Origin of the sequence: Staphylococcus shinii, assembly GCF_017583065.1 — a bacterium.
GTDB lineage: Bacteria > Bacillota > Bacilli > Staphylococcales > Staphylococcaceae > Staphylococcus > Staphylococcus shinii.
In genome coordinates this window covers 21,974-40,370 of the sequence record NZ_JAGEVL010000010.1, presented here as the reverse complement: position 1 = coordinate 40,370, position 18,397 = coordinate 21,974, and the positions used below count along the sequence as shown (strand labels likewise).

Sequence of the window (18,397 nt, the reverse complement as noted above, 5' to 3'; positions counted from 1 at the left end):
GATTGTCAATTTATGTCAATCTTGTAGGGCGTCTTTATATCATATAAATAATTTAAAAGTGTTTATTCTTTAATAATTTGTTTGACCTTATTGAGATCTTTTTCGACAAAATCTCCAGGTTTTTTAGTATATTTACTTACTAGGTAAGTAACAATCACACTTGCAAAGAAACCAGGAATTATTTCATACATACCAAATATTTCGTTGATAGTAGCTAAAGGTTTTATCCAAGCAATCCAAATAATAACGACTACTGCGCCTGTAATCATTCCAGATAAAGCCCCTGCATGTGATAAACCTTTCCAGTATAACGAGAAAATAACTAAAGGACTGAAAGCAGCGCCAAATCCTGCCCAAGCATTTCCAACTAAATTTAAAATAGTATCGTTTGGAGACCAAGCAATCCAAATAGCAACAATAGCTACTAATAATACAGATAATCTGCCAACTAGAACGAACTCCTTTTCATGTTCTTTAGCTTTATCTTCGCCGCGAATTAATTTATAAAAATCTTCAGTTAATGAACTAGAAGTTACAAGTAATTGAGATGATATTGTACTCATGATTGCTGCCAATATCGCTGCTAATAAGAAACCACCTACAAGTGGGTGGAATAAAATCTGACTCATAACTATAAATAGCGTTTCAGGGTCTTCTAATTGAATATTGCGTTCAGAAATAAAGGCAATACCAGTAAGTCCAACTGCGACAGCGCCTAACAAACCTATAACCATCCAACTAATTCCAAGTCGTCTTGCTTTAGGTAATAGTTTATGTGTCTTAATAGACATAAACCTAACGATGATATGTGGCTGGCCAAAATAACCTAAGCCCCAAGCAAACAATGAAATAATACCTAATACTGTCGTACCTTTAAATAAATTCATATTTGTCGGTTTCATTTCAGCTACTTGTCTAAACGTATCTAAACCGCTGAGCTCTATAAGAGCAACAATCGGTACCATAACCATAGCAATTAACATGATAACTCCTTGGAAGAAGTCTGTAATAGAAACAGTTAAATAACCTCCAAAGAAAGTATAAAATATGACAATAGCTGCTACTATAATAAGCCCCCAATGATAGTTCATGCCAAAAGCGCTTTCGAATAATTTGCCACCTGAAACAAAACCTGAGTGTGTATATAAAGTGAAAAAAACTACGATAATTAAACCAGAAATAATTTTTATATAATTATTTTGGTCATTAAGCCTATTTTTGAAAAAATCTGGCAAAGTAATCGCATCACCTGCGAGTTCAGTATAAACTCTCAACCTAGGGGCTACGACAAAGTAGTTCACATATGCGCCTAAAGATAGACCAATTGTTATCCACATTGCTGAAAGACCAGTGCTATACACAGAGCCAGGTAACCCCATAATCATCCAACCACTCATATCCGATGCACCTGCTGAAAGAGCAGTGACATAAGGACCAATACTTCTGCCTCCAAGCATAAATTCACTTAAATTTCCTGTAGACTGTTTATATCCATAGTAACCAATAACGAGTAGTATAATGAAATATATTACAATCATAATATAAGTCTGCCAACTCGCCTGAACTTGGTTGGCTAATGAAGTGCCCAAAATCAGCATGGTTCATCTTCTCCCTTTGTCTTTATCTATTAATTTGTTGTACATGAATGATTATACAATAAAATTTATAAATAGAGTAGTGCTATTTTAAATTATAACAATATATTGCTTTTCGCAATATATTGTTAAGCGCTTACAAATTTGTATTGTAATGATACACTTACTATAAATTTTTGTGATTTATTATGCATTCTAATATAAGGAAAATATAGATAAGGTAAATGAATATATTGAAAATTAGATATTAAATAGCACAACTAGAGAAATTAAATCGCTTTAATTTGCGTATATTGTTGAAAAACTTAGATTTTTGGGCGGAATTTTGGTACAATTTTGTAATGAATGAGTAAAAAGGAGGCTTTTATTAATGGCTAAAGTTACACGAGAAGAAGTTGAACACATCGCTAATTTAGCAAGACTTCAAATTACTGAAGATGAATCTGCAGAAATGCAAAACACTTTAGAAAGTATTTTAAACTTTGCTAACCAAATAGATACAGCGGATACAAGTAACATTGAACCAACATATCATGTACTAGATTTACAAAATGTGTTACGTGAAGATAAAGCAATCGAGGGCATTCCCCAAGAACTTGCATTAAAAAATGCTAAAGAGACGGAAGATGGACAATTCAAAGTACCATCTATCATGAATGAGGAGGACGCTTAAGATGAGGATCCGTTATGAATCTGTGGAGAATTTAATCAGCTTAATCAAAAACAAAGAAATAAAACCATCACAAATTGTTAGTGACATTTACGATGCAATTGAAGAAACGGATCCAACTATTAAATCATTTCTTGCGTTAGATAAAGAAAATGCAATTAAGAAAGCACAAGAACTTGATGAATTACAAGCTAAGGATCAAATGGAAGGTAAGTTATTTGGTATACCTATGGGAATTAAAGATAACATTATCACCGAAGGCGTGGAAACAACTTGTGCTAGTAAAATGCTAGAAGGATTTGTACCGATTTATGAATCAACTGTAATGAATAAATTACATAATGAAAATGCGGTGCTTATCGGTAAATTGAATATGGATGAATTTGCAATGGGTGGTTCAACAGAAACATCTTATTACAAAAAAACAGTAAATCCATTCGACCATACTGCGGTTCCAGGTGGTTCATCGGGTGGCTCAGCAGCAGCAGTGGCAGCAGGTTTAGTACCTTTTAGTTTAGGATCAGATACTGGTGGCTCAATCCGTCAACCAGCTGCGTACTGTGGTATCGTAGGTCTGAAACCAACATACGGACGAGTGTCTCGTTTTGGTCTTGTTGCATTCGCATCGTCATTAGATCAAATTGGCCCATTAACACGTACGGTAAAAGATAATGCATTAGTGTTAGAAGCTATTACAGGCGTTGACGAAAATGATTCAACAAGTGCTCCAGTTGAAGATGCTGATTATACAGCTGATATAGGAAAAGATATAAAAGGACTTAAAGTAGCTTTACCAAGTGAATATTTAGGTGACGGCGTGTCTAATGAAGTTAAAGCTTCAGTAAAGGAAGCGGTCGAAACACTTAAATCATTAGGTGCAACAGTTGAAGAAGTTTCCTTACCTAATACGAAGTATGGTATTCCATCTTATTATGTTATTGCATCATCAGAAGCATCATCAAACTTATCTCGTTTTGATGGTATAAGATATGGTTATCATTCACCTGAAGCTAATTCATTAGAAGAGTTATATAAAATGTCTAGAAGTGAAGGGTTCGGTGACGAAGTTAAACGTCGTATCTTTTTAGGTACATTTGCATTAAGCTCAGGATATTATGATGCTTTCTACAAAAAATCACAAAAAGTTAGAACTTTAATTAAAAATGACTTTGATCGTATTTTTGAAAATTATGATGTTGTAGTAGGCCCTACTACACCAACTACTGCATTTAATTTAGGTGAAGAAATTGATGATCCACTTACAATGTATGCAAATGATTTACTAACAACTCCTGTAAACTTAGCAGGATTACCGGGTATCTCTGTACCATGTGGACAATCAAATGGTCGACCAATTGGCTTGCAATTTATTGGTAAACCTTTTGATGAAAAAACATTGTACCGTGTCGCTTACCAATACGAAACACAATTCAATTTTCATAATGAATACGAAAAATTATAAGGAGTGGAAATCATGCATTTTGAAACAGTTATTGGGCTAGAAGTCCATGTTGAGTTGAAAACAGATTCTAAAATGTTCTCATCATCACCAGCGCATTTTGGAGCGAAACCGAACTCAAATACAAATGTAATTGACCTTGCATATCCTGGTGTCTTGCCAGTAGTAAATAAACGTGCAGTTGATTGGGCTATGAGAGCATCAATGGCATTAAATATGGAAATTGCTACGGAATCAAAATTTGACCGTAAAAACTATTTCTATCCAGATAATCCAAAAGCATATCAAATATCTCAGTTCGACCAACCAATTGGTGAAAACGGCTATATTGATATCGAGGTTGATGGAGAAACAAAACGTATTGGTATCACACGTTTGCACATGGAAGAAGATGCTGGTAAATCAACTCATAAAGATGGTTATTCTTTAGTAGATTTAAATAGACAAGGTACACCATTGATTGAAATTGTATCTGAACCAGACATTCGTTCTCCGCAAGAAGCGTATGCATATTTAGAAAAATTACGTTCTATTATTCAATACACAGGCGTTTCTGATTGTAAGATGGAAGAAGGTTCGCTACGTTGTGACGCTAATATTTCTTTACGTCCATATGGCCAAGAAGAATTTGGTACAAAGGCAGAACTTAAAAACTTAAACTCCTTTACATATGTACGTAAAGGTTTAGAATATGAAGAAAAACGCCAAGAAGAAGAATTATTAAACGGGGGAGAAATCCTTCAAGAAACGCGTAGATTTGATGAATCAAATGGTAAAACATTATTAATGCGTGTTAAAGAAGGTTCTGATGATTATCGTTACTTCCCTGAACCAGACATTGTTCCTTTATATGTTGATGATGAATGGAAAGAACGTGTGCGCCAAACAATTCCAGAATTACCAGATGAAAGAAAAGAAAAATATGTTAACCAATTTGGTTTACCAGCATATGACGCGCATGTACTTACACTTACTAAGGAAATGTCAGATTTCTTCGAAGGTGCTGTAGCACAAGGTGCTGACATCAAATTGACTTCTAACTGGTTAATGGGCGGGGTGAATGAGTATTTAAATAAAAACCAAATTGAGTTATTAGATACTAAATTAACTCCTGAAAACTTAGCTGGTATGATTAAATTAATCGAAGATGGCACAATGAGCAGTAAAATTGCTAAAAAAGTATTCCCAGAACTTGCTGAAAATGGCGGAGATGCCAAACAAATTATGGAAGATAAAGGTTTAGTCCAAATCTCTGACGAGGCGACACTTCTTAAATTTGTAAATGAAGCATTAGATAATAATGAGCAATCAATTGAAGACTATAAAAATGGTAAAGGTAAAGCAATGGGCTTCTTAGTTGGTCAAATTATGAAAGCTTCAAAAGGTCAAGCAAATCCACAATTAGTTAATCAATTATTGAAACAAGAATTAGATAAAAGATAATAGTTAGAACATAAGTGTTTATAATTACTAAATTATTATGTGTGTTAAAACTATGACTAGCAGTACAGGCTGAGACAATTTAATTGTCTCAGCCTTAATCATTATATTGGTAGTAACTTAAAGTTCCACTTCCAATTTATATATCCTTCGTTCTATATTTTCTTTAAAATTTAACCTAAAATGCTTTTATCATCTATGTAAATCATTTAATATAGGTAATGAGTATACGAAGTTGAGGGATAAATTATGAGAAAACGAGCTAGAATCATTTATAACCCAACATCTGGAAAAGAACTTTTTAAACGTACATTACCAGATGTTTTAATTAAATTAGAAAAAGCAGGCTTTGAAACAAGTGCTTATGCAACTGAAAAAGTCGGAGATGCTACAACAGAAGCGACACGTTGCTTAGAACAAAATTACGATGTACTTATAGCTGCAGGAGGCGATGGCACTTTAAATGAAGTCATTAATGGTATAGCAGAAAAAGCCAATAGACCGAGTTTAGGTATCATTCCAATGGGCACTGTTAATGATTTTGGTCGTGCGTTACATTTACCTACTGACATAATGAGCGCCATTGACGTCATCATTGAAGGTCACATTACGCGTGTAGATATAGGGAAAATGAATAGTCGCTATTTTATTAATTTAGCTGCAGGAGGACAATTAACCCAAGTCTCATATGAAACACCGAGTAAATTAAAATCCATCGTTGGACCGTTTGCATATTATATAAAAGGTTTTGAAATGTTACCGCAAATGAAAGCAGTAGATATCCGCATTGAATATGATGATGAATTATTTCAAGGCGAAGCGCTTTTATTTTTACTTGGCCTGACAAATTCGATGGCAGGTTTCGAGAAATTAGTACCCGATGCGAAATTAGATGATGGTTATTTTACTTTAATTATCGTTGAAAAAGCGAACCTTGCAGAGCTTGGTCATATAATGACTTTAGCATCTAGAGGTGAGCATACAAAACATCCAAAAGTCCATTATAAGAAAGCGAAATCTATAAGCATTTCATCCTTTACTGATATGCAACTTAATGTAGACGGTGAGTATGGTGGCAAATTACCCGGTAACTTCTTGAATTTAAAACAACACATTGAAGTGTTTACACCGAGTGACATACAGAACGAAGAAATAGTTGAACAATAAAATATATAATAAACTACGAGGTTAGGTCAGTCTATAAATATTCCTAACCTCTTTTAGTGTGGGGTGAAATAATGAACGCAATTCAAAAAAACGAAGTCGTAGAGGGGAAAGTTGTAGATTTAACACATGAAGGTCATGGTGTTGTTAAATTCGATCGTTATCCTGTTTTTGTTCCTAATGCGTTAATTAATGAAGTAATTGAATTTAAAGTGATTAAAGTGAAAAAGAATTTTGCTATAGGTAAATTAATAACTATTAAAGAACAAAGTGAATCTCGGGTAGAACCACCATGTATATATTATTATAAATGTGGTGGTTGCCAATTACAGCATATGACTTATCAAGCGCAATTAGATATGAAAAAAGAACAAGTAATAAATTTATTCCAACGTAAAGCAGGATTTAAAGATGTTGTGATACATGATACAGTCGGGATGGATAATCCTTGGTATTACAGAAATAAATCCCAAATTCCAGTAGGTAAAAATAATGAGCATGAAGTAATAACCGGATTTTATCGTCAACGTAGTCATGACATAATCGATATGGATGAATGTTTAATACAGGACAGTTTACATCAAGACGTAATAAACAAGGTTAAAGCATGGTTTAATGAACTTAATGTTAGCGTTTATAATGAACGTCAAAAACAAGGCTTAATGCGACATGTTGTCATTAGGACTGGGCACCACTCAAGAGAATTAATGGTTATATTTGTCACAAACGGTAAAAAATTTAAACAAAGTGACATCATAACAGATAGATTAATTGCTACCTTTCCGGAAATTGTCAGTATTAAACAAAATATAAATACGACACATTCTAATGTGATTATGGGAAATGACTCATATACTTTATATGGAAAAGATGAGATTGAAGATACATTATCTGATGTTACATTTAAAATAAATGACCAATCATTTTATCAAATTAATTCAATACAAACTGAAAAATTATATCAACGCGCTATAGAATATGCAGAACTACAAGGTGAAGAAGTTGTGCTTGATACGTATTGCGGGATTGGAACTATTGGATTATACATGGCTCCGAAAGCGAAACATGTTTATGGTGTTGAAGTTGTTCCTGAGGCAATTAAAGACGCACAGTTAAATGCGACTATAAACCAATTCGAAAATACTACTTTTGTCTGTGGCAAAGCTGAAGAAGTTATCTTAAAATGGGAATCGGAAGGAATTAAACCAGATGTAGTAATGGTTGATCCACCTCGCAAAGGGTGCGACGAAACATTTTTGGAAACATTATTAGAATTAAAACCCAAAAAGATTGTCTATATTTCCTGCAATCCATCCACACAACAACGCGATGCTCAATTACTAGCACAACATTATAAATTAACGCAAATCACACCAGTAGATATGTTCCCACATACGACACATGTTGAAACTGTTGCACAATTTGAACGACTTTAAGTTTAACCCATTAGATTAATGTGATGTTTTGTTATATATAGTAATTGTGAAATTAATTAATTAGTTGTTTACTGAGTATTGCAGATTATTGCAAGTTGAGTAAGTTTGTTAAAATTTAATTACAAGCAACTAACTTTCTTGAAAAGCCCTTTATTAGTGGAGATAATCGTTGTATACTCTAGGTAATAACGAATGACATGGAGGGTTGACTGATGTTCAAAATTGATTTGTTTTCGAGCAAAAAGGCGCTTGAAGGCTTTATCTTATTTCAATTTACAATTGTGATGATTAGCATTTTAGTATCTTATAAATTGGCTTATTCAATGACACATATTATTGAACAGAATATTGTTTTAAATTTGCTGCTTGGTATAATAGGTTTTGCAGTTGTATACTTCTTACATGAATTTATTCACAACGTTATGTTTCGAATATTTTCAAAAGGTAATAAACCTACATATCGTATTCGGTTAGGTTTAATGACAACACATATGCCAAATGTTTATTTCAAAAAATGGCAGTACATCAGCATCATGTTAGCTCCATTAGTCATCATTACAAGTGCATTATTAATACTATTTTCTTTCTTTGCATATTCATCACTTATATTTATTGCATGTTTCCATATAGGATATTGTGTGTTGGATTTGTACTTTCTATCAGGCGCATTCAATAAAAATGTGCAATTGATTGAAGACACCGAAGATGGTATTATATTTTACACTAAAGCTTCAGTCCAGGAGTTACAAACAGAAGCAAAATAGCATATATTTAATATAAATCATTTTTAATTAAAGAGTTAGGATTCTAGTATTAAAATATATATTGACGATACGTTCAGTATTTATTTCAATAACTAGGACTAGCTCTTTTTTAATGAGCAAATTTGAAGAATTAAAATATAGTAAATTGTAAGATATAAGTAATAGAAAGAATTAATACTAGCATAAAAAGAGGAGGTGAGGTAATTGTCAGAGAGAAGAATTATTCATATTGATATGGACTATTTTTTTGCGCAAGTTGAAATGAGGGATAACCCTAAATTAAAAGGGAAACCAGTTATTGTAGGTGGTAAAGCAAGTGGTAGAGGCGTTGTTTCTACAGCATCTTATGAAGCAAGAAAATATGGTGTCCATTCTGCAATGCCCACCGCTCAGGCACATAAACTTTGTCCTAACGGATATTACGTGACGCCTCGATTTGAAGCTTATAGAGAAGCATCAGAACTAATTATGAATATCTTTAAAAGTTATACTGACATAGTTGAACCACTTTCATTAGATGAGGCCTATCTAGATATTACACACCTTGTTAGACCGGATTTACCTGCTTCTCATATTGCACAATATATACGGAGAGATATTTTTGAAGCGACACAACTTACTTCTTCAGCAGGTGTTTCTTACAATAAGTTTCTAGCAAAGTTGGCTAGTGGAATGAACAAACCGAACGGCTTAACTGTAATTGATTACCACAATGTACACAAGATATTAATGGAGTTAGACATTGGTGACTTCCCAGGTGTTGGAAAGGCTTCGAAGGGAAAAATGCATGAGCATAATATATATACGGGACAGGATTTGTATGATCAAAGCGAGCGAGAACTGATTAGGCTGTTTGGTAAAAGAGGTCATGGTTTATATAACAAGGCAAGGGGCATAGATCATAATCCAGTTAAATCAACGAGAATTAGAAAGTCTGTTGGTACTGAACGAACGTTTGCTACTGATATGAACGATGATGAAGAAATATTACAAAAAGTTTGGGAGTTAAGTAATAAAACAGCAGAACGGTTAGCTAAATTGCATAAATCAGGTAAAACAGTAACTGTTAAAATAAAGACATTTAAATTTGAAACATTATCTAAGCAACGTAGCTTACGTGATCCTGTTCGGAACGAGACGGATATCTATAATATTGCTTATAGTTTATATACTGAATTAAAAGATTCCGATACACCTATTAGACTTATAGGGGTGACTGTTGGGAACCTAGAAAAAGCTACATTCGAAAACATGACAATTTATGATTATATTTAAAGGTGTTTATTGTTATATAGTTTCATCAAATTATATGTCTTAATAATATTTAGTCTTTATCTCTAAGATCTTTACCATATACCTTAAGCATACTTGGTAAATTGTCATAGTGTTTTAGAAGTCTAAATGTGATCATAGCACAAGCTTTAGCGTCATTTAGTGCATCATGGTGTCCGTGAAAGTCTAAATTGTAATATTGCATCATATAATTTAAACCATAACGGTGGTTATGAATTGTTCTTCGTGATAATTGAAGTGAACAAAAATAAGTCATGCATGGTGTTTCAATTCCCAATGCTCTAATACTTTCGTGTAACACAGTCATATCAAAAGCCGCATTATGCGCTACTACTGGTAAATCACCTATAAATTTCAACATGTATGGATACACAGTTTTAAAAGTAGGGGCATCTGCAACTTCCTCGGGATGAATACCGTGTACTGCAATATTTTGTTGTGAAAAGAAGTCATTAGGATTAATAAGGGTGTTAAACGTTTCTGTTATTTGATGGTTAATAACTTTAACCATACCAACCGAACAAATACTCGTTCGTTTCCCATTTGCTGTTTCAAAATCTAAAGCAATAAAGGCATCTGAAGTCATTTTATATGGTTCCTTTCTTAATATTAATATGTAATGACTTTATATAAATATGCTTAACTAGTCAAGTTAATAAGACTATTCGAAGTGGCATTAATAGTTTGTTTAAATATTACTAATTGTGGAAAGATATAAAAAAGAGGGATTAGCATAAAAATCATTTTAACAAAAATTGATTCTTAGACTTTTCCCTTTTATGATGTGCCAAAGTTAGGCATGGAGTATAAAAATAAGATATTTATGCTTGAATAATATCGTGGCACAAATATCTTACTTACTGTTTAATGTCCAAGAAAGTTTAAGCGTCCTCGTTGAAAGAACGTGCAGCTAATTCTTTTTCGTATAAGTAAAGTGTATTACTGTCATCACCGATACGATTTAAATAATCGATATGTGTTTCAAACATAGCTTCCTCTTCAACTTGTTCATCTAAGAACCAATTTAAGAAAGAAATTGTTGCGTAGTCTTTATCTTTATTAGCTAAATCAGATAAATTATAAAATCTACGCGTTACATCTTGCTCTTGCGCTAAACCATCTTTAAACGTTTCTAAAATACTTGAGAACTCTGTTTTTGGTGCAGGAATAGAACTGAAGAGCGCATGGCCACCACGATCATTAATGTAGTCGTATATTTTTTTACCGTGGAAACGTTCTTCTTTCGCTTGTTGGATATAGAAGTTAGCAAATCCTTCATAAGAATTGTCATCACAGAAAGCAGCCATAGCCATATATGCATGAGCTGCGTAAAATTCATGATTCATTTGTTCATTTAACGCATTCAATAAGTCTTCATTTAACATAATTAATAAGCCTCCAATGCTTTTTTTTAAGTATATCAAAACTATTCATAGTAGTAAATTATACGTAACACAGATAGTAAAAATGCTATAGTAATTTAGATTTAGAATTGTTTGGAATACAACATAATCATGTTATAATATTCTAGTGAAGAGTAGAGGAGGAAGTATATGAGACATTGGACTGCAACCCGATTAGCAAAAATGGCTAGGCAAGCGAGTAGAGTAGCCGGTAAAAAAGGTACAGATTTGCCAGGTCAAGTTGCTAGAAGAATAGATAAAAATATATTACGAAAATTAGCTTCTCAGGTTGATGAGATTGTCTTCATTAGTGGAACAAATGGGAAAACGACGACATCGAATTTAATCGGTCATACATTAAGAGCTAATGATATTGAAATTATACATAATAATGAAGGCGCAAATATGGCTGCTGGCATAACGTCAGCTTTTATTTTGCAAAATAATAAAGATACAAAAATTGCAGTTATTGAGATAGATGAAGGGTCAATTCCAAGAGTGCTTAATGAAGTAACACCGACAATGATGGTTGTTACGAATTTCTTCCGAGACCAAATGGACCGTTTTGGCGAAATCGATATTATGGTCAATAACATAGCAAACGCAATTAATAATAAGGGAATTAAGTTGCTGTTAAATGCGGATGATCCATTTGTAAGTAGATTAAAAATAGCTAGTGATACAGTTGTTTATTATGGGATGAAAGCACACGCACATGAATTTGAGCAAAGTACAATGAATGAAAGTCGTTATTGTCCAAACTGTGGCCGCTTATTACATTATGATTATGTACAATATAATCAAATTGGACACTATCATTGTGAATGCGGATTTAAACGTGAAGATACAAAATACGAAGTATCTCAGTTTACACTTACGCCATTTATTAATTTAGATGTAGGAACTACTACATTTAATATGAAAATAGCTGGTGATTTTAACGCGTATAACGCGATAGCAGCATACACAGTCTTAAGAGAATTAGGTTTAGATGATGAAGGTATACGACAAGGTTTTGAAACTTATACTTCTGACAATGGCCGTATGCAATATTTTAAAAAAGATAGCAAAGAGGCAATGATTAATCTTGCCAAAAACCCTGCTGGAATGAATGCAAGCTTATCTGTGGGAGAACAATTAACTGGTAGTAAAGTTTATGTATTGAGTTTAAATGATAATGCTGCCGATGGTAGAGATACATCATGGATATATGATGCTGATTTTGAAAAATTAACCAGACAGCAGATTGAAGCAATTATTGTGACAGGTACGCGTGCTGAGGAATTGCAATTAAGATTGAAACTTGCTGGTGTTAATGTTCCAATCATTTTGGAAAAAGATATATATATAGCTACGGCTAAAACAATGGATTATAAAGAAAGTTTCACCGTGGCAATTCCAAATTATACTTCACTTGCACCAATGCTAGAACAATTAAACCACTCATTTGAGGAGGTCAAAGTGAAATGAATGAATTAACGATTTACCACTTTATGCCAGACAAATTAAACTTATATAGTGATATAGGTAACATTATAGCATTAAAGCAACGTGCCAAATTAAGAAATATTAAATTAAATGTTGTAGATGTTAATGAAACAGAAGGTATCACCTTAGATGGTTGTGATATATTCTTTATCGGTGGTGGAAGTGATAGAGAACAAACTCTTGCAACAAAAGAGTTAAGCAAAATTAAAAATGCTTTAAAAGCAGCAATAGAAGATGGTATGCCAGGTCTAACGATTTGTGGAGGGTATCAATTTTTGGGAACTAAATATATCACTCCTGATGGTACAGAACTCGCTGGCTTAGATATATTAGACTTTTATACAGAATCACAAAAAGAACGTCTAACTGGTGATATCGTTATACAAAGCGAGACTTTTGGTACAATTGTTGGCTTTGAAAATCACGGCGGGCGCACGTACCATTCCTATGGCACTTTAGGGAAAGTAACACATGGTTACGGTAATAACGATGATGAAGCGGCAGAAGGTATACATTACAAAAATCTCTTAGGCACGTATTTGCATGGTCCAATTTTACCAAAAAATCATGAAATTACAGATTACTTGTTAGAGAAAGCTTGTGAGCGCAAAGGTATAGAATTTGAGCCTAAACAAGTGGATAATACAGAAGAAGAAGCTGCTAAACAAGTCATTGTTGAGCGTGTACAGAAAAACAATTAATTAAACGTTTATAGTAATGCGATAGGGTAGACTACAAATTATGCAAAAAAGAGTGGTACAGAAATCATTTTAGTCAAAAACGATTTCTGTACCACTCTTTTTATATGTATAATTAGCTGAATACTCACGCTATCGTATAATGATTAACTAATTATAATTTATGAGGCAAAACGATGGTCTAAGATTCGATAAATTAATAATATCTCATAGATGATATGACTTTTAATTTGATTTTCATCAAACTCATCTAAACCTTTGACTGATGTTTTGAGTAATGAAGCGTGGCGTGGTTGGCGTTCAAAATGGCCAGTCGTATAGATATTATTTATACTTTGTGCAATATATAAGATGGCCAATTTTTCATCGTGCGTAAATGTTACAATAGTATCTTTTGGTAAGTACACTAAATTGGACAAATGAGTTATAAATAATCTGTTTGTGTGTGATCTAGTTGTTAATGACTTTAGCCGTAACCAGTCAGAGTCATTATGCTTATGGTAACTAAGTTCATCTTTTTGGTAAGCCAATAACGTTTCTACTTTTTGGTTGATGTCGACCAAAGCATTTAATTGACGATAAGGTGCGCTTTTGGTGAATTTACCAAGTAAAAGTTGCCGCATTCTTAAATCAAAAAGAGCATACATTTTACGTTCAGAAGTATTTATTGAAGATTCTAACTGATCATAATATTTCGGAGGTAAAATAATAAAGTTCACAAGACCTGCAGTTACAAGGCCTATTATGGCTGTTAAAAGTCTGGAAAAGAAATTAAAGAAATAAGCATCGTGAATACCTGGAATCATGGCCATTGCAGTTAGTGTAGCGACAGTTGTACCCACGTGTAAGTTTAACTTGGTACATAAAATGATTGTGAATGTTGCACTAAAAGCATAAGCAAAAGGTGATTGATCACCGAAGATAAAAGTAAATATTACGGCAAATAATGCGCCAATAATAGTTGCTGGCAGTCTTCGATAACCTTTTTTCAGAGAAGCTTTAGCAGTTGGTTCAATTGTAACAATTGCTGTTAAAATTGCAAAAATAGGGTTTAAATCTAAGGCTAAGCAGAAAAATGCAGTTAAAAATGTAGCTAATCCTGTTTTGATTGTTCGTGCACCGATAATCTTTTTATACCAAATGTCATTCATAGAAAAACTCCTAATGGTATGTATAGTAGCCAAATCAATATGAAATATTAAAAGTAGTCATGTCATTCTTTCCATAAAATGTTAAACTATACATGTTAAAATTTTCTAATTTATTATATCAAAAAAATTCTGCTATAATAAGGGAGAATATAATTTATAAAAAGGAACGGGATAATATGATCGTAAAAACAGAAGAAGAATTAACAGCTTTAAAAGATATTGGTTACATATGTGCTTTAATTAGAGATAAAATGCAAGCTGCTACTAAACCCGGTGTAACTACTAAAGAGTTAGATGACATAGCAAAAGTATTGTTTGAAGAACATGGTGCAATCTCAGCACCAATCCACGATGAAAACTTCCCAGGCCAAACATGTATTAGTGTAAATGAAGAAGTTGCACACGGCATTCCTGGTAAACGTAAAATAAACGAAGGTGATTTAGTGAATATTGATGTGTCTGCCTTGAAAAACGGTTATTATGCAGACACAGGTATTTCATTTGTTGTTGGTGAAGCCGATAATCCATTGAAACAAAAAGTTTGTGATGTAGCATTAGAAGCTTTTGAAGCAGCTATGACAAGAATTAAACCTGGCGCAAAACTTAGCCAAATTGGTAAAGCAGTGCATGCAACAGCCCGTAAAAACAACCTTACTGTAATAAAAAACTTAACTGGGCACGGTGTTGGACAATCATTGCATGAAGCGCCAAACCACGTGATGAACTATTATGAACCAAAAGACAAAACATTACTAAAAGAAGGTACAGTCATAGCAGTAGAGCCATTTATTTCTACAAAGGCAACTTATGTTACTGAAGGGAAAAATGAATGGGCGTTTGAAACCAAAGATAAAAGTTTTGTGGCTCAAATTGAACATACTGTCATTGTGACAAAAGATGGACCAGTATTAACTACTAAAATAGATTAGATAGTGTTTCGGTCTAAAGTCCTAATATAAGATGGTTCCGGAGCCTATATTAAAGGTTCCGGATGTTTTTTATAATAGAATTTAATCAATCATGAGGTGATTCTATGAATTATATTAAGACTTACTTAGAAAAAATGACTAAAAACACTTTTTACACTAGTTTAGTAGAATATAGACAATATTTAGATAGAAAATTAAGAAGTATTGAAATGTACATAAATTATTTAATCGAAAGAAAAGTTTATGTAGGAAAATTAATTGATAATTTAACTTTATCATTAGAAAACAAATATATTGAAATGATAGATGAAGATTACATTTATTGCGCTCAAGAGATTGAGGATATCGAAATAGATAGAATAAAAAACGACTTAAATGAAATGGAAGCAGACTACGCTCGAATCGAATCCGATCTATCACAACAAGCAGTTGAAAGAGCAAATATTGAAACTGAGTGTGATTTAATCGAACGCATTAGTTTAGTCGCTTGAAGAAAGGTGGCGAAACATGACTCATAAATATATATCGACAGAGATGCTTATTGTTTTTACAGCATTGATGATTATTGCCAATTTTTACTATATTTTCTTTGAAAAAATTGGCTTTTTACTTGTCTTATTACTTGGTTGTATTTTAGTTTATGTAGGTTATATTTATTTTCATAAAGTACGTGGACTACTCTCGTTTTGGATAGGGGTATTATTGATTGCGTTTACGTTACTTTCAAATAAATACACAATTATAATTTTATTTGTATTTTTAATTGTATTAATCGTAAGATATATTATTTATAGATTTAGACCATTGAAGATTACTGCTACTGAAGAAGAGGTAGATACGCCAGATTTTATAAAGCAAAAATGGTTTGGTGAACAACGTACGCCTGTATATGTTTATAAGTGGGAAGATATTCAAGTACAACATGGTATTGGAGATATTCATATTGATATGTCAAAAGCTGCTAATATTAAGGAGAATAATACTCTAGTTATCCGTCATATTATTGGAAAAGTACAAATTATCGTACCATTGAACTACAATATAATCTTACATTTCACAACGTTGTATGGTAATGCCTATGTAAATGAAACGTCTTACAAAGTTGAGAATAATAATATCAAGATTGTTGAGGAGACTAAAGAAGATAATTATGCTGTGAACATTTATGTTTCGTCCTTCTTGGGCGATGTTGAGGTGGTTTATAAATGAATCACTACATTAGAGCAATAGGTTCAATGTTGATATTAGTTTATAGTACGTTTTTTGCTATATTTTTTATAGATAAAGTATTTGTTAACATCATGTACTTTCAAGGTATGTTTTATACGCAAATATTTGGGATTCCCGTCTTACTATTTCTAAACTTAATGGTTATTTTACTGTGTATTATTGTAGGTTCTGTATTAGCCTATAAAATTAATCAACAAAACCATTGGTTAAAAGACCAGATAGAAAGATCAATAGAAGGGCAAACTGTAGGTATAAATGACCAAAATATTGAATTGTACAATGAAACTATCGAGTTATATCAAACGTTAGTTCCTTTAAATCAAGAAGTACATAAATTAAGGATGAAAACGCAAAATTTAACTAATGAATCATATAATATTAATGACGTAAAAGTTAAAAAAATTATTGAGGATGAACGACAAAGGTTGGCACGTGAATTACATGATTCCGTGAGCCAACAGTTGTTCGCAGCTAGTATGATGTTATCAGCAATAAAAGAAACAAAATTAGAAGCACCATTGGATCAACAAATCCCAGTGCTAGAAAAAATGATACAAGATTCTCAATTAGAGATGAGAGCTTTATTACTACATTTAAGACCTATAGGTTTGAAAGATAAATCACTTGGTGAAGGTATCAAAGATTTAGTTGTAGATTTACAGAAAAAAGTACCGATGAAAGTTGTATATGATATAGAGGAATTTAAAGTGCCTAAAGGCATTGAAGACCATTTATTTAGAATTACACAAGAAGCTATATCTAATACATTAAGACATTCAAAAGGAACTAAAGTGACTATAGAGTTATTCAATAGAGATGATTACTTATTATTAAGAATACAAGATAATGGTAAAGGCTTTAATGTAGATGATAAAGTAGAACAAAGTTATGGCTTGAAAAATATGCGTGAACGTGCACTTGAGATTGGTGCCACATTTCATATTGTATCGTTACCTGACGCAGGTACTAGAATTGAAGTTAAAGCCCCATTAAATAAGGAGGATTCATATGCCGATTAAAGTTTTATTTGTGGATGATCATGAAATGGTCCGAATTGGAATATCTAGCTATTTATCAACACAACCAGATATTGATGTTGTAGGAGAAGGGAAGTCCGGAAAGGAAGCAATTGAAAAGGCACACCAATTGAATCCAGATTTAATATTAATGGATTTATTAATGGATGATATGGACGGTGTTGAAGCAACCGAACAAGTGAAAAAAGATTTACCTCATATGAAAGTAGTCATGCTTACAAGTTATATAGAAGATAACGAAGTATATCGTGCGCTTGATTCAGGAGTGGATAGTTATATTTTAAAAACAACAAGCGCTAGTGATATTGCAGAAGCAATCAGAAAAACCTATAATAATGAGTCGGTTTTTGAAGCGGAAGTTTTAGTTAAGATGAGAAATAGGATGAAACAACGCGCAGAATTATATGAAATGCTAACAGAGCGTGAGATGGAAATATTATTGTTAATTGCAAAAGGCTATTCAAACCAAGAAATTGCAAGTGCTTCACATATTACAATTAAAACGGTTAAAACACATGTAAGTAATATTTTAAGTAAATTAGAAGTGCAAGATAGAACGCAAGCTGTTATTTACGCTTTTCAACATAACTTAATTCAATAAGTTATAAAGTATTTAATAAATAAAGGCTAAAACAGAAAC

Annotated in this window: 18 protein-coding genes; 14 read left to right on the top strand and 4 right to left on the bottom strand. The window is 32.8% G+C overall.

Annotated features, from left to right (window positions below; all coding sequences use genetic code 11):
* Positions 1 to 62 precede the first annotated feature (62 nt).
* On the bottom strand, positions 63 to 1,598 hold the full coding sequence (gene putP, locus J5E45_RS13145) for a sodium/proline symporter PutP (RefSeq protein ID WP_208182315.1): 1,536 nt from the start codon (positions 1,596 to 1,598) through the stop codon (positions 63 to 65).
* Positions 1,599 to 1,965: 367 nt separating this feature from the next.
* On the opposite strand from putP, the gene gatC reads away from it, so the two are divergent.
* The 7 genes from gatC to dinB all read left to right on the top strand — a co-directional run bounded on the left by gatC (position 1,966) and on the right by dinB (position 9,803).
* Positions 1,966 to 2,268, top strand: a complete 303-nt coding sequence (gatC, locus tag J5E45_RS13140; protein ID WP_039069002.1) for an Asp-tRNA(Asn)/Glu-tRNA(Gln) amidotransferase subunit GatC — start codon at positions 1,966 to 1,968, stop codon at positions 2,266 to 2,268.
* Position 2,269: 1 nt separating this feature from the next.
* Positions 2,270 to 3,727 carry an Asp-tRNA(Asn)/Glu-tRNA(Gln) amidotransferase subunit GatA gene (gene gatA / locus J5E45_RS13135; RefSeq protein ID WP_208182314.1) on the top strand — a complete coding sequence of 486 codons (1,458 nt, stop codon included), beginning with the start codon at positions 2,270 to 2,272 and terminating at the stop codon, positions 3,725 to 3,727.
* A gap of 12 nt (positions 3,728 to 3,739) precedes the next feature.
* A complete protein-coding gene (gene gatB / locus J5E45_RS13130; RefSeq protein ID WP_039069004.1) occupies positions 3,740 to 5,167 on the top strand; it encodes an Asp-tRNA(Asn)/Glu-tRNA(Gln) amidotransferase subunit GatB in 1,428 nt (475 codons plus the stop codon).
* Between the two features lie 246 nt (positions 5,168 to 5,413).
* Positions 5,414 to 6,331: a diacylglycerol kinase gene (locus J5E45_RS13125; protein ID WP_017723481.1), complete on the top strand. Its 918-nt coding sequence runs from the start codon at positions 5,414 to 5,416 to the stop codon at positions 6,329 to 6,331.
* Between the two features lie 71 nt (positions 6,332 to 6,402).
* Positions 6,403 to 7,764 (top strand): 23S rRNA (uracil(1939)-C(5))-methyltransferase RlmD, encoded by a 1,362-nt coding sequence (gene rlmD, locus J5E45_RS13120; protein ID WP_107549562.1) that lies wholly within the window; start codon positions 6,403 to 6,405, stop codon positions 7,762 to 7,764.
* Between the two features lie 212 nt (positions 7,765 to 7,976).
* On the top strand, positions 7,977 to 8,528 hold the full coding sequence (locus J5E45_RS13115) for a DUF3267 domain-containing protein (protein WP_069792523.1): 552 nt from the start codon (positions 7,977 to 7,979) through the stop codon (positions 8,526 to 8,528).
* A 204-nt stretch (positions 8,529 to 8,732) separates the two neighbouring features.
* Positions 8,733 to 9,803 (top strand): DNA polymerase IV, encoded by a 1,071-nt coding sequence (gene dinB / locus J5E45_RS13110; RefSeq protein WP_039069007.1) that lies wholly within the window; start codon positions 8,733 to 8,735, stop codon positions 9,801 to 9,803.
* 49 nt (positions 9,804 to 9,852) lie between these two features.
* Here the strand turns inward: dinB and J5E45_RS13105 are convergent, their stop codons facing one another.
* Entirely contained in the window at positions 9,853 to 10,407 is a 555-nt protein-coding gene (locus tag J5E45_RS13105; protein WP_039069008.1) for a 3'-5' exonuclease, read from the bottom strand.
* Positions 10,408 to 10,702: 295 nt separating this feature from the next.
* Positions 10,703 to 11,206, bottom strand: a complete 504-nt coding sequence (locus J5E45_RS13100; RefSeq protein ID WP_039069009.1) for a ferritin — start codon at positions 11,204 to 11,206, stop codon at positions 10,703 to 10,705.
* 168 nt (positions 11,207 to 11,374) lie between these two features.
* Here J5E45_RS13100 and murT point away from each other — a divergent pair, with 168 nt between their 5' ends.
* Together murT and gatD are read left to right on the top strand one after the other, a co-directional pair.
* Positions 11,375 to 12,694: a lipid II isoglutaminyl synthase subunit MurT gene (gene murT / locus J5E45_RS13095; protein WP_069792524.1), complete on the top strand. Its 1,320-nt coding sequence runs from the start codon at positions 11,375 to 11,377 to the stop codon at positions 12,692 to 12,694.
* Positions 12,691 to 13,413 carry a lipid II isoglutaminyl synthase subunit GatD gene (gene gatD / locus J5E45_RS13090; RefSeq protein WP_069792525.1) on the top strand — a complete coding sequence of 241 codons (723 nt, stop codon included), beginning with the start codon at positions 12,691 to 12,693 and terminating at the stop codon, positions 13,411 to 13,413. The genes murT and gatD overlap by 4 nt, the downstream gene beginning before the upstream one ends.
* A gap of 158 nt (positions 13,414 to 13,571) precedes the next feature.
* Here the strand turns inward: gatD and J5E45_RS13085 are convergent, their stop codons facing one another.
* Positions 13,572 to 14,561, bottom strand: coding sequence for an FUSC family protein (locus J5E45_RS13085; RefSeq protein ID WP_039069014.1), 990 nt, complete (start codon positions 14,559 to 14,561; stop codon positions 13,572 to 13,574).
* Between the two features lie 176 nt (positions 14,562 to 14,737).
* Here J5E45_RS13085 and map point away from each other — a divergent pair, with 176 nt between their 5' ends.
* The 5 genes from map (at position 14,738) to vraR (ending at position 18,358) form a co-directional block, all read left to right on the top strand.
* Complete coding sequence (gene map / locus J5E45_RS13080) at positions 14,738 to 15,490, top strand: type I methionyl aminopeptidase (RefSeq protein ID WP_039069016.1); 753 nt, start codon at positions 14,738 to 14,740, stop codon at positions 15,488 to 15,490.
* 104 nt (positions 15,491 to 15,594) lie between these two features.
* Positions 15,595 to 15,981 carry a hypothetical protein gene (locus J5E45_RS13075; RefSeq protein WP_039069017.1) on the top strand — a complete coding sequence of 129 codons (387 nt, stop codon included), beginning with the start codon at positions 15,595 to 15,597 and terminating at the stop codon, positions 15,979 to 15,981.
* A gap of 16 nt (positions 15,982 to 15,997) precedes the next feature.
* Positions 15,998 to 16,699, top strand: coding sequence for a cell wall-active antibiotics response protein VraT (gene vraT / locus J5E45_RS13070; protein WP_039069018.1), 702 nt, complete (start codon positions 15,998 to 16,000; stop codon positions 16,697 to 16,699).
* A complete protein-coding gene (gene vraS / locus J5E45_RS13065; protein ID WP_069792526.1) occupies positions 16,696 to 17,739 on the top strand; it encodes a sensor histidine kinase VraS in 1,044 nt (347 codons plus the stop codon). Before vraT ends, vraS begins: the two co-directional genes overlap by 4 nt.
* Entirely contained in the window at positions 17,729 to 18,358 is a 630-nt protein-coding gene (gene vraR / locus J5E45_RS13060) for a response regulator transcription factor VraR (RefSeq protein ID WP_017723494.1), read from the top strand. Before vraS ends, vraR begins: the two co-directional genes overlap by 11 nt.
* Positions 18,359 to 18,397 lie beyond the last annotated feature (39 nt).